Origin of the sequence: Halomonas sp. MMSF_3323, assembly GCF_030733595.1 — a bacterium.
GTDB classification, from domain to species: Bacteria; Pseudomonadota; Gammaproteobacteria; order Pseudomonadales; family Halomonadaceae; genus Halomonas; species Halomonas litopenaei.
Window position 1 is genome coordinate 1 of sequence record NZ_JASHIT010000004.1, and the last position, 12,490, is coordinate 12,490.

General features: G+C 63.4%; 12 protein-coding genes. 9 read left to right on the top strand and 3 right to left on the bottom strand.

Features of this window, described 5'->3' with window-relative positions; translation table 11 throughout:
- The first annotated feature begins 32 nt into the window (after positions 1-32).
- The 5 genes from RBB39_RS02565 to yidD all read left to right on the top strand — a co-directional run bounded on the left by RBB39_RS02565 (position 33) and on the right by yidD (position 3,971).
- Entirely contained in the window at positions 33-1,547 is a 1,515-nt protein-coding gene (locus RBB39_RS02565) for an inactive transglutaminase family protein (RefSeq protein ID WP_108447945.1), read from the top strand.
- A 3-nt stretch (positions 1,548-1,550) separates the two neighbouring features.
- Positions 1,551-2,531: an alpha-L-glutamate ligase-like protein gene (locus RBB39_RS02570; protein ID WP_045992077.1), complete on the top strand. Its 981-nt coding sequence runs from the start codon at positions 1,551-1,553 to the stop codon at positions 2,529-2,531.
- Between the two features lie 72 nt (positions 2,532-2,603).
- On the top strand, positions 2,604-3,122 hold the full coding sequence (locus tag RBB39_RS02575) for a Fur family transcriptional regulator (RefSeq protein ID WP_306168745.1): 519 nt from the start codon (positions 2,604-2,606) through the stop codon (positions 3,120-3,122).
- Positions 3,123-3,127: 5 nt separating this feature from the next.
- Positions 3,128-3,571 (top strand): phosphoribosyl-AMP cyclohydrolase, encoded by a 444-nt coding sequence (hisI, locus tag RBB39_RS02580; protein WP_306168746.1) that lies wholly within the window; start codon positions 3,128-3,130, stop codon positions 3,569-3,571.
- 76 nt (positions 3,572-3,647) lie between these two features.
- Positions 3,648-3,971: a membrane protein insertion efficiency factor YidD gene (yidD, locus tag RBB39_RS02585; RefSeq protein ID WP_371931855.1), complete on the top strand. Its 324-nt coding sequence runs from the start codon at positions 3,648-3,650 to the stop codon at positions 3,969-3,971.
- Positions 3,972-4,005: 34 nt separating this feature from the next.
- Here the strand turns inward: yidD and RBB39_RS02590 are convergent, their stop codons facing one another.
- Positions 4,006-4,431 carry a SufE family protein gene (locus tag RBB39_RS02590; RefSeq protein WP_045992080.1) on the bottom strand — a complete coding sequence of 142 codons (426 nt, stop codon included), beginning with the start codon at positions 4,429-4,431 and terminating at the stop codon, positions 4,006-4,008.
- Positions 4,432-4,604: 173 nt separating this feature from the next.
- Between RBB39_RS02590 and RBB39_RS02595 the strand changes: the two genes are divergently transcribed.
- Both RBB39_RS02595 and RBB39_RS02600 read left to right on the top strand, forming a co-directional pair.
- Positions 4,605-5,024: a hypothetical protein gene (locus tag RBB39_RS02595; RefSeq protein ID WP_045992081.1), complete on the top strand. Its 420-nt coding sequence runs from the start codon at positions 4,605-4,607 to the stop codon at positions 5,022-5,024.
- Complete coding sequence (locus RBB39_RS02600) at positions 5,024-5,182, top strand: hypothetical protein (RefSeq protein WP_156088610.1); 159 nt, start codon at positions 5,024-5,026, stop codon at positions 5,180-5,182. The genes RBB39_RS02595 and RBB39_RS02600 overlap by 1 nt, the downstream gene beginning before the upstream one ends.
- A 76-nt stretch (positions 5,183-5,258) precedes the next feature.
- Here RBB39_RS02600 and RBB39_RS02605 read toward each other — a convergent pair whose 3' ends face one another.
- Positions 5,259-6,467 (bottom strand): site-specific integrase, encoded by a 1,209-nt coding sequence (locus tag RBB39_RS02605; RefSeq protein WP_306168747.1) that lies wholly within the window; start codon positions 6,465-6,467, stop codon positions 5,259-5,261.
- A 1,344-nt stretch (positions 6,468-7,811) separates the two neighbouring features.
- Here RBB39_RS02605 and RBB39_RS02610 point away from each other — a divergent pair.
- On the top strand, positions 7,812-8,846 hold the full coding sequence (locus tag RBB39_RS02610) for a DNA-binding protein (protein WP_181248715.1): 1,035 nt from the start codon (positions 7,812-7,814) through the stop codon (positions 8,844-8,846).
- Between the two features lie 98 nt (positions 8,847-8,944).
- Here the strand turns inward: RBB39_RS02610 and RBB39_RS02615 are convergent, their stop codons facing one another.
- Entirely contained in the window at positions 8,945-9,241 is a 297-nt protein-coding gene (locus RBB39_RS02615) for a hypothetical protein (RefSeq protein ID WP_306168748.1), read from the bottom strand.
- Here RBB39_RS02615 and RBB39_RS02620 point away from each other — a divergent pair.
- Positions 9,240-12,461: a type VI secretion system Vgr family protein gene (locus tag RBB39_RS02620; protein ID WP_306168749.1), complete on the top strand. Its 3,222-nt coding sequence runs from the start codon at positions 9,240-9,242 to the stop codon at positions 12,459-12,461. The two genes, RBB39_RS02615 and RBB39_RS02620, sit on opposite strands and share 2 nt — an antisense overlap.
- Positions 12,462-12,490 lie beyond the last annotated feature (29 nt).

Genomic DNA, 12,490 nt, shown 5'->3' on the forward strand with positions numbered 1-12,490 from the left:
GTCGGCCTTTCGCTCCCGATTAAGGAAGACCCATGTCCAGACTGCCCTTTTATCTGATCGTCGCCCTGCTGATGGTGGTTGGCATCGCGATGAGCATTCACCGCCACGTGGAATTCGAGGTCCCCTGGACGCCGGGTGAACAGCGCCAGGTCTGGGAAATCGAGGCTCAGGTCACCTTCGATGGCCAGGGCGAGCCGGCCAAGGTGGACATGGCCCTGCCCTCCTCTCAGGCCGGTTTTCGGGTGCTGACCGAGCACACCGCCTCGCCGGGTTATGGCCTGGCGTTCCTGCAGGAAAACGGCGCACGTCGCGCCGAGTGGTCCACCCGCGAGGCGGTGGGCGATCAGCGCCTCTACTACACCGCTCAGGTGCTGGTGACCGAAGGTGCCCGCAAGGCAACCGCTCCGCCCCCGCCGCCGCCGGTGACCGATGTCGCCTGGGAGCGTCCCTACGACACCGCCGCCCAGCAGGTGATCGACCGCGCCTGGGCACGCTCGTCCGACGCCTTTACCTTCGCCCGTGAATTGCTGAGCGAATTCGCCGATGACCGCCAGGGGGAAAATGCCAGGCTACTGCTGACCCAGTTCGATCGTGTGCCGCTGGCCGTGCGCCTGTTGAACCAGGCCGGCGTTGCCGCCCGTGAGGTCAGTGGCCTGATGCTCGACAGCGGCCGTCGGCGCCAGAGCCTGACCTCGTGGATACAGGTCTATGACGGCGACAAGCGCGCACTGTTCAATCCGGCCACCGGCGAACAGGGCAAGCCCGACAACCTGTTGATGTGGGAAAGCGCTGGCAATGCCGTGCTCGAGGTGGAAGGCGGTCGCGATTCACGTATTTCCTTCTCCATGCTGGTACGCAACCAGCCCGCCGCGGCGGCAGTGCGCAGCCAGCTCGCCGAGGACAGCGATACCCTGCTCAACTTCTCGATTCACAGCTTGCCGCTCGAGGAGCAGGCGCTGTTCCAGACGATCCTGCTGATCCCGATCGGTGCGCTGGTGGTGGTGCTGCTGCGGGTGCTGATCGGCATCAAGACGTCCGGTACCTTCATGCCGGTACTGATTGCCCTGGCCTTTATCCAGACCACCCTGCTCACCGGCCTGGTCGGGTTTCTGCTGGTGGTGGCCGTCGGCCTGGTCATCCGCAGCTATCTGTCACACTTGAATCTATTGCTGGTGGCCAGGGTGACGGCGGTGATAATAACGGTGATAGCGATCATCTCGATCTTCACCGTGCTGTCCTATCGCTTTGGCCTCAATGCGGGCCTGACGATCACCTTCTTCCCGATGATCATCCTGTCCTGGACCATCGAACGGATGTCGATCCTGTGGGAAGAAGAAGGCCCCAAGGAAGTGCTGATCCAGGGCGGCGGCAGCCTGCTGACCGCGGTACTGGCGTATCTGGCGATGAACAATCCGTGGATTCGCCACATCACCTTCAACTTCCTCGGCCTGCAGCTCATCCTGATGGCGCTGATCCTGCTGCTGGGCAACTACACCGGTTACCGGCTGCTAGAACTGCGTCGTTTCAAGCCGGTCACGGAGGACTGAGCCATGCTCAACTGGACCAGTCCCGGCAAGCTCAAGGCCAAGGGCATCATCGGCATGAACCGGCGTAACATCCGTTACATCGGTCGCTACAACAGTCGCAAGCTGTATCCGCTGGTGGATGACAAGCTCAAGACCAAGCTGCTGGCACAGGAATACGGTATCACCACGCCGGAGCATATCGGTACGGTGTCAACCCAGTTTAGTGTCAAGCACATCAGCGAGATGCTGGCGGGCCACAACGGTTTTGTGATCAAGCCGGCCAAGGGCAGCGGCGGCAAGGGCATCCTGGTCATCGAGCGCGTCGAAGGCAAGCACTTCATCAAGCCCAGCGGCGCGGAGCTGGATATCGAGGATGTCGAACGCCACGTCTCCAATATCCTTTCGGGGCTCTATTCGCTTGGGGGCTCCCCGGACGTTGCCCTGGTCGAGGGGCTGATCAACTTCGATACCACCTTCGCTGCCTATACCTACGAAGGGGTGCCGGATATCCGTGTCATCGTGTTCAAGGGCTACCCGGTGATGGCGATGATGCGGCTGTCCACCGCCGCCTCCGACGGCAAGGCCAACCTGCACCAGGGCGCGGTGGGCGTCGGTATCGATATCGCCAGCGGGCGCGCCGTACGAGGCGTCCAGTTCGATCGTTCGCGCACCGATCATCCCGATACTGGCCACGAACTGGCCAGCCTGCAGATCACTGGCTGGACCACCCTTCTTGAACTCGCCTCCGGCTGCTACGAGATGACCGGGCTTGGCTATCTCGGCACCGACATGGTGCTCGATCGTGACCGCGGCCCCATGTTGCTCGAGCTGAACGCCCGCCCTGGCCTGGCGATCCAGATGGCCAATGGCGAAGGCTTGCGGCGACGCCTCGATCTGATCGAGGCGCAGACCGAGGAGCGCAGCGCTGCCGAGCGGGTGGCCTTCGCCCAGCACCACTTCGCCCGCCAGGGCGAGCTGCAGGAAGCCCCGGCAGAAGCCATTTGACAGTTTCGCGTGTCTGGCCCGCCGGCGGGCCAGCGCGTAGACTAGGTTGCCGCTTCGTGAATATTGGACCCCATGACCGAAACCGCCCTGCTACAACAGGCTGAAGCTCACTGCGCACATCGTGGCGTGCGTTTCACCCCCATCCGGCGACGTGTACTGGAACTGATCGGTGAGGCCAGCGGTGGCCTCAAGGCTTACGATCTGCTGGATCGGCTAGCCAAGGATCACGCCGCCGCGCGCCCCCCGACGGTGTACCGTGCGCTGGAGTTCCTGATCGAACAGGGGCTGGTACATCGCATCGAGTCGCTCAATGCCTACGTCGCCTGCCCCTGCCCCGAGCATGCACATCGCTTCCAGTTGCTGATCTGCCGGGACTGCGGGCGCGTCGAGGAATTGCACCTCGACGAGATCAACGAGCAACTGGCAAGCCGTGCCAGGACGCTGGGCTTTCAGGTGCAGCGCCAGACCATCGAACTGCTTGGCCTGTGCCAGGCCTGCCAAGGCAGCAGCAACGATGGTGCGGAGGAGCGTGCCGACGCCACCGCTGATCCAGTCAATACAGCCTCTTCCACCCCCAAGGACGCCACCTGAGCCCCATGACCGACCTGCTCAAACGCCTCGAGCGCGAACCCTGCGATAGCCGTCATTCTCTCGAAGAGGTGCTGGCCAATGTGCGATTCAACGGCGATGGCCTGCTGCCGGCCATCGCCCAGCAGCACGATAGCGGCGAAGTGCTGATGATGGCATGGATGAACCGGGAGGCGCTGGAGGAAACGCTGCGCACTGGCCGGGTATGCTACTACTCCCGCTCTCGCGCCAAGCTGTGGCGCAAGGGCGAGTCTTCCGGCCAGCAGCAGCATCTCAGGAGTGCGTCGCTGGACTGTGACGGCGATACCCTGTTGCTGCAGGTCGAGCAGACCGGTCCGGCCTGCCATACCGGCCGTCGCAGCTGTTTCTATCTGACCCTGGAAGCTGACAGCGCTCGTATCAACAGCGCTGCGCTGATCGATCCCGATGAGCTCTACACCAAGGGATCCTGAGTCATCGGCGACGTCCGGGGCTGACAGCAGCCGTGGTCGCGATGATCGATCGCCCCCCGCGCAGGAGCCATCACCCCTGGCGCGCGGACCGAAGCGCTGGCTGGCATGGCCGTTACTGGCGCTGATTCGCCTCTACCAGGGTGTCATCAGCCCATTGCTGGGCCCACGCTGTCGCTACTGGCCAAGCTGCTCGCACTACAGTCACGAAGCCATAACGGTTCACGGTCCGATACGGGGCGGTTGGCTAGCGCTCAAGCGTATTCTGCGTTGCCATCCTGGCGCCAAGGGCGGCATCGATCCTGTGCCTGGCGGGCCCAGCGAGAGGCTGTGCCGCCAGGATCCGGAGCTCGACGAGCGGTTTGAGGTGCGCGGCGACAGCGACTCGAGATCAGCGGACTGACGCGTGCGCCTCGTCGACGCCCAGGGCTCAAGCGTCAGGCAGCTTCCTGCTCCGCGACGCGATAGATGCGCTCGAGCATGGCGTTGAGGCCATTACTGCGGGTCGGCGAAAGGTGCTTGTCGAGACCCAGGTCCTTGAGAAAATGCGGACTGGTGGCGAGGATGTCGCTGGGCTTTCGATCGTTGTAGATGCGCATCAGCACGGCGATCAGCCCTGACACGATGGCGGCGTCCGAGATGGCGGCAAAGTGCAGGGTGTCGCCCTGGCGCTCGTGGTGCATCCACACATTGGACTGACAGCCCTGAATCTTCAGCTCGTCACGCTTGTGCTCATCGGGGAAGGCCGGCAGTGCCTTGCCCATGTCGATGATGTACTGATAGCGGTCCATCCAGTTGTCGAACAGTTCAAACTCTTCCAGCAGTTCCTGCTGGGCCTGTTCTGCGGTACTCGTCGTGGTCATGGTGACTCCCTAGAATGCTGCCAGGATTATACCTGCCAGGCCCCGCCGTCGTCCTCCCCCGGTCAGCCCCGGTTCGGAGAACCCGGCCAGGCGTCATGCTAGAATTCGCCCTGAGCGGGTGACAACGGAGCACTCGCTGTCGCTCGCCGCCTAAGCTACATAAAGAGATCGACATGCAAGCGCCAGACCCCCAAGGACAGGGCCCGCATCGCTCACGTGATAGACGACTCGATGCACTGGAAAAGGAGCTCGACCAGTATCTGGGCTCGTCACGGGCCGACAAGACCGGCACGCCGGCCTCCGAGCGAGGCCTGACGCAGCAGCAGCTGGAAGAGATCATCGCTCACCTGGCCGCCCAGCGGCGGGCCAAGCGAGCGGCCATCCTTACCAATTTGCTGGATCTGGCCGATCGCGCGGGCACCACCGTCGGCGCGCTTTCGCTGATTGCGCTGTTCTTCGCCGACAAGGATAGCTCGGGGGCGACGCTGGTGGTGGCCAGCACGGCCAAGCCGCTTTGGGGCGCCTTCGTTGGCTTTGGTCTGGCACTCGTGGCATCCTATGCCAAGGCCCTGCTCACCTGGAGGGACAAGTGATGACATTCCATATCGCCATGCTGATCATGCTGGGCGCCACCTTGGCGCTGGCGGTGGCCGCCTACCGACTCGACCGTGGCTACAAGTCCGACGTCAAGGCGCTCACCGAGCACGCCAATCGTTATATCGCCCGAAAGCGCGGCCCCCTCGAGCACTAGGCTTGCCTGGTGGCTCCATTGGCGGGCTCTACTAGCCCCTCCCAGCCAGAAACCTGTAAAGGGGGGGGCTGTTTCTTCATTCCTTGTTCTCCCCCTTCCCTTGACCCCATCTTGGTCCTTCTGCCTGGCCAAGGCCGTGCAGCGACTGCTGGCGATGCCACTCCTCGTCTTCGGTATGAAGGTAGCGTGACGTCGTCTCCAGGCGTGAGTGACGTGCCGACTGCGCCAGATAACGAAGCTCCACGCCGGCCTGGGCCTGATGGGTCAGAGCGGTATGCCTGAGCCAGTGCGGCGTAGCCTGTCGTAGCCGTGCCACCGCCTGGGGATCTCCGCCCTGCTCTTCCAGGCAGTCCGCGGCCTGGCTGAAGGTCGTGCGTATCAGTCGGTACAACTGGTTGTCACCCAGCGCGGTCTTTCCATCCAAGCGCCTCAACAGTGGCGCTGGATCCCCGGCGGGATCGGCCGGCTCGCCGTAGAGCGTCCGCGCCTCCCGGACCAGCTCGATCATGTCGGGCGGCACCGGGATTTCGGCAAACTTGCCGCCCTTGCCGACCACCTGCCACCACCAGCGCCCTTCCCGCCTCACCAGATCCTCCATGCGCGCCTGGCTCATCTCGTTGATCCGCGGGGCCAGCAGGTAGGCAAAGCCGAACACCAGTCGCCGCCTGGTCCAGAGAAATCTGGCTCGTCGGTCGGCACCTGGCTCCAGCGGCTCATTGAGCCAGGCCCACAGCCAGTCCCACAGCGGACGCTCCAGATAGCGCTCGACACGCCGCCGGCCATTGTTGAGTCGCCTGCGCTTGTCGCGCATCAATCGAAACGGGTTGCGCGACAGCCAGCCCGCCTCCACCAGCCAGGCCATCATGCCTTGCAGGATCACCAGGCTCTGGCGTCGACTTGCCGGCGACAGTGGGCCACGAAACGGTCGCCAACGAGGATCCTGACGCGGCCTGACCGGGCCTACCCACTGCTCACGGGGGCGCGGGTCGGCGAGAAAGGCCTCGAACTCATCAAGGTGACCCCGGGTCATCTGGGTCAACGAAAGGCGGCGCTCTTCAAGCCACAGCAGCAGCCGCTCGGCCTCGCGGCGGTAGGCGCGCTGGGTCTGCGCACTGCTGGCGTATTCGGCAAGCCAGTGGGCCACCGCCTGCCAGTCATCTTCCGCCTCGATCAAGGCCTTCGGGGACGACGAAGACGGTAATTCGCCGTCGACCAGGGTGCCCCCCGGCGTGCTGCCGACGATCGCCCTGCCGTCCTGTGCCTGTATCGGAGGTATCTTGCTCATATGACCTGCCCATTGGCTTGCGCCATTGCGTGTCGTCGCTTGGCGCGGCTGAATAGATAAAAAGTCCTGCTGACCAGCTGGCCGCTCAAGACACCAATGGCCACATCCGGTTGTGCGCGGCCAATGTGCGAGAACGCGATAGCGCGCAGCCTGGTTGCGCCGGTATCTGGGTGTCTCGGGTATGCTGACGTATGAACGACAGGGAGCCGTCGAGATCGATCATGAGTCACAACCAGCATTTCGTTGCCCGTGGCTTCGGGGACTTCGTTGACCGGGTTGGTGCCACCATCGTGGCACTCAGTGTCATTGGCGGCCTGTTCACGTCTCAGATACCCCCCACTCCTTTCGCTCGCGGGGGTGCTGCTGGGGATTGGCTGTGCAGCTCTCGGAATCGAGGTTTTCCTCTGAGGAGGACGTATGACACCGGATATTCTCGAATCCCTGAAGACGTTCCTGTTCGTGGCTTCGCCGCTGATCATTCTGGCGCTTGGAACGGCAGCTTATGCCAAGTGGCGTGGGCATAACCCTTGATGTCAGGGTGGCTTGACCGCTACTCACCTGCCAGCCGCCCTCTCCCGCCCTCGTGCTTCTCTACTTTTGCCGCTCTCTATTCTGGCCCTTCTCTGATCTAGCCATTCTCAGCTCTCGCTTTTCCCCGGCCTGGCCCTTCTCGGCTCTAGCTCTTCTCTTCTCTTCTCTTCTCTTCTCTAGCCATTCTCCGCTCTCGCTTTCCCCGGTCTGGCGCTGCCATGCCCGCGCTCTCTCCTGGTCTCGTTTTTCCCTGCTCTAGCCTAACCCAAGGCCGCCCTGCCGGGCGAGCAAGAAACCATGTAACGCATTGATTTTAAACTAGCTATTATCCGAAGAAGAACTTCTCCCATAGACGCTCTCTACGCGCCGTTCTTCGCCGTCAACGAGAATTCACGCCGCTTCTACCGCTGCAACCAACTCGCAGCAGCCCTTCCCGCGCTATACGACGCCAACTTCTCCCATGCATCCGCAACGAGCGCTGATCGCTTTAGTCTGCCCCTGTAGGCCCATAAATTCAAGATAAGACGCGTAATCTTGATTTATTGTCGCATATCATAAATATGCCTACGTATTTACGCATTATGTAATTACACGTAGTATCGCCTTTGCTTAATGGAAATGATGGCTGGCGGCATCAGCCGCCCCCTCACGGAGCAGGCAGGGGTTCGCAGGAATGTGAGCACCGCTCACGTGACGTCACCGCACGGCAGTGCCAACGGGTGTCACAGAAAGCGAACCGGAGCATGGCGAGCGAGGGGGCATTCAGGCATGATCAGCCGCTGGCGGAATCGACCACCGCACAAGGAGAGCTTCATGGCCCGTACCGGGATCACCTACGACGACGTTCAACGAGCGGTGGATACCCTGCTCAAGCAGCAGGAAGCCCCCAGCGTTCAGAAGGTCCGAGAGATACTCGGCACCGGCAGCTTCACCACCATCAGCGAACATCTGCGCGAATGGCGTTCACGCCGGGAAGAGCGACGAGACGTTCCGCCCCCCCAGGGGATGCCCGTTGAGCTTCAGGGATTGGCCGAAGAGCTCTGGAGCAAGGCCCAGGAGGCAGCGGCGGAAAACCTGGCCCACTATCGCCAGGAGGCCGATCGCAACGTGGAAGGCGCGCTTGAAAAGGTGGCCGCCGCCGATCGTCGCGCCGAGGACGCCGAACAGCGCGAAAGCGCCCTGTCGGCCCATCTGTCATCCATGGAGCAGCGCCTGCAGGAGGCGGCCTCGGAATCGGCACGACTGGCGAGCGCCAATCAAGCGCTGGAGCAGCAGCTCATCAAGGAAGGCGAGCGCGCCACCCAGCTCGAAGCTCAGCTTGATCGTCTGCAGCAGGACAAGGAGCGTGAAGGCAGGGAGTACCAGCAGGCGCTGGATGACCAGCAGAAGCAGCATCGCGAACGCCTGGCCCAGGAAGAACAACGCCACGAGGCCGCCGAGGCGCGGCTGATGGCCATGCTGGATGAGGCACGCCAGGAACGACAAAGTGCGGAAAAGGCCCATGCCCAGCGCCTCAAGCAGGCCGATCAGCGCCAGGAGGTGTTGCAGCAGCAGCTTCAGGCACTGCGGGGCGAACTGTCAGAAGAGGAAAAGCGCCACCGCGAGACGCAGATGGAGCGCTCGCGAGCCGAGGAGAACCTGCGCGCTCGAGGCCACGAGGTAGACCTGCTCAACGAGCGTATCGAAGAGCAGAGGCGGCTGCTGGCGAATCAGTCAGAGCGACTCAAGGCGCTCGAGGCCAAGCTTGACGAGAAGATCTGGGCGCTGGCCAGGCAACAGCGCGAACGCCCCGATGACAACGAAGGCACATCCAGCGGAAACGCCAAACAACAGACCTCTTCACCCTAGGGCTGCGCCTCCAGGATTCAGGCAGCGGCCTTGCCGTGTGATTGCATAGGGTGGCATTCACACGGCACGCCCGGGATCCAGCGCAGCGGCACTGCAAATCACAAGCCGCCATTCAGGGCCCAAGCGGCGTGCACCGCCTCCTTCAATGCCCGGTTTGCGGTGTTGCCAAGGCACAGCTTGCTCGACATGTCGTTTTCCTGCGTAAGCCCTTTCTGAAAACGCCTTTCCCCTGCTGCCCGGGCCCCGTCCCGCCGGTAAGATCCTCCAGATTCGGACTGACGGAATCGTTCAGGGAGGAACCGCCATGCCATCTGCTCCCCATCATCTGCGCTCATCGCTGCGTCTTCCATCGGCGCCCACCGAGTGGGCACGTTTGGCAGGAGGATGCTGAGCATGGACGACCCCTCCTGGTCCTCGTATCGCCCAAGCGACCTGCTCGGTGCCTTTGACGTCACACTGAGTCAGGATCAGCGCCTGCTCAAGTTTCATCTGGCCGGGCAATCGCTGATCCCCCATCGCCTGGTCGGTGAAGAGGCCATTTCGCGCCCCTTCTGCTACACCCTGGACGTGATCTCCCAGCGTGGCGACATCGAACTCAAGTCGCTGATCGCCCAGCCAGCGCTGATCGAGGTCCGCCAGGCCGACGGCGGCTACCGGCCGCTTTCCGGCCTGGTCGATACCGCAGCCCTGCTCGGCGAAGACGGTGGCGTCTACTACTATCAACTGGTGCTGGTGCCCTGGCTGTCGCTGCTGAGCCTCGGTCGCGATAGCCGCATCTTCCAGGACAAGAACGTCACCGAGGTGATCGAGGCGGTGTTCCAGGGCCACGAGATCGCCAAGGGGCGCTACCTCTTTGATCTTCGTCGCGACTACCCCGCGCGCAGCTACTGCGTGCAGTACCGAGAGAGCGACTTCCACTTCGTCAACCGGCTGATGGAACAAGAAGGACTGTTTTTCTATTTCAGCCATGGCGGAGGCGATCACTGCCTGGTGATCACCGACAGCGTAGATACCTGCCCAGCGGTCACCCCACAGGCCATCCGCTTCCATCGCCAGGCCGCCACTGAGGCCGAGGACGCACTGACCCAGTGGGGTGGGCGCCGTCAGCAGCAGCCCACCCGCGTAAGCCTCGCCACCTTCAACTACAAGCAGCCTCGCCACCCCAGCGACATCTCCCAGGACACCATCCGCGACCAGGGCCACCTGCCGGACACCGAGGTCTACGATTATCCCGGCGAGTACTACTACCCGGACCACCGTCGCGGTGAACGACTGGCGGTCAATCGCCTGGAAGCCCTGGAGTCCCGCGCCAAGTGCTTCCATGGCGCCGGTGGCGCCCGCCAGCTTCAGGTAGGCGGCCACTTCACCCTGACCCAGCATGGCCAACATGAGCGCGGCGACGACAGCGAGCGCGAGTTCCTGGTGCTGGGCCTCAGCGTGCATGCCGAGAATGCCCTGCCGGTATCGGCGCATCTGTCGACCCTGCCCGGCAGCTTGCAGGAACAGCTCGATCAGGCGCGTCGCGCCCACGGGCTGGGTCTCTCGGATAAAGGCTCCAGCCTCCACCGTGACGATTACCAGCGCGCTGGCACCGGCCACTATCTGGTCGACATCGAGACCCAGCGCCTGTGCCTGCCCTATCGCTCGAGCCTCGACCATCCGCGCCCGGTGATGGGTGGCCCCCAGACCGCCACCGTGGTGGGGCCGGAAGGCGAGGAAATCCACACCGACGGGCTCAACCGGGTCAAGGTGCAGTTTCACTGGGACCGGCTGGGTCACCACGACGCTGGCTCGAGCTGCTGGCTGAGGGTCAGCGAGCCCAACGCCAGCGCCGGCTGGGGCGCGGTCTTTGTCCCGCGCATCGGCCAGGAGGTGATCGTTGACTTCCTCGAGGGCGACCCGGATCGCCCCTTGATCACCGGTCGAGTCTACAACGGCGATGAACGTCCGGAATGGCACTCCAACGGCCTGCTGTCGGGCTTCAAGTCGAAGACCTATCGCGGTGGCAAGTACAACGAGCTGGTGTTCGATGACGCCACCGACCAGGAGCGGGTGCGGCTCAACTCCGAGCACGCCAAGAGCCAGTTGAACCTCGGCTATCTGATCCACCAGCACGGCAATACCCGCGGCGACTTTCGCGGCACCGGCTTCGAGCTGCGCACCGACGCCTACGGCGCCGTGCGCGCCAACCAGGGCCTGTTGGTCAGCAGCTGGGGACAGCTTGGTGCCAACGGTGAGCAGCTCGACATGCGCCCCGCCTGGCGCGAGCTACAAAGCGCCTGGCAGCTTGCCGACAGCCTCAGCGACAGCGCTGTCGACCACGACGCCGAGGCGCTTGCCAGCCGCACCGACCTGCACAAGGCCAGCGACGACGCCCAGGGGCGCCACGGTAGTGCCGACTCTGCCACAGCCTTCGACGGCAGCAGTGCGACAACGGCAAGCAAAGGTGGGCGTGGCGAGGCCGCGCGACTCAAGGAGCCCTGGCTGCAATTGGCCTCCCCGGCGGGCATCGCCATCAGCACCCCCCAGTCCACCCACCTGGCCCAGGGCAAGTCACTGAGCGTCACCGCAAGCGAGGACATCAACCTGGCCGCCGGCAAACGCCTGGTCGCCAGCATCGCCGACCGGCTGTCGCTGTTCGTCCAGCGCGCCGGGATCAAGCTGTTCGCCGCCCAGGGCAAGGTCGAGGTGCAGGCCCAGAGCGACGAGATGGCGCTGACTGCAGAGAAAAAGCTCAGCATCACCTCCACCGAAGACGCCGTGCACATTGCCGCTGCCGAGGAAGTGCTGCTGACCTGCGGTGGCGGCTATATCCGACTCAAGGGCGGCGACATCGAAATTCACGCCCCCGGCACTATCGACGTCAAGGGCAGCCAGCACCTGTTTGGCGGGCCTACGAGTCTGAGTTATCCGCTGGACAACCTTCCTGAAACCGAACCCTCCAACCTGGATCTTGAACACCTCTATGGCAACGGTCGGCCGGTGCCCGGCGCCCGCTATCGCGCTTTCCTCGCCGATGGCTCGGTACGCCAAGGGGTGCTGGACGCCGCCGGCAAGGCAACGCTGTCTGGGCTGCCTCTGGGGGGAGTCCAGGTCGAGTACTTCCAGGACCCGCGAGAAATCGACAAACGGCCCCAGGCATGGCCCGTCAAGGTGCCGATCAAGCCAACGTACGCCACCACGTCCAGCGACACCCAGACTGCTGTGTCAGGCAGCTCCAGAGATCAGGGATCTCCCTTCCAAGCGCCCAGCCTCCTTCAGTCTCCCGGCTGGACAGGTGGTACGCCTGGAGGAAGGCCAAACACTTCCGGCGTGGGTCTATCGTCGCCAGGTTGGCCCGAGGGGCATCCGTTGCCAACCATCCCAGGTGACATTCCGAGCGATCTTGCGGGGCGAGTCGAGCAGCAAGCCCGGGCACAACTCGAAAAGATCGCGCAGGAGAAGCTTCAGGAGCAGCTCCCAGGGCTTGGCAATACCGAGCTGTCATCACCCGGTTGGAAAGGTGACGTCCCCACCAGTCCGACATTCGGCGACCTCAAGGATACCCCTCACGCTCAGGACACCGACCTGACGTCGCCAGGCTGGCCGGGTGGATCACCGAAGAAACGCTCCTGAGTCGACAGGCCAATATCGCCAAGGGGCTC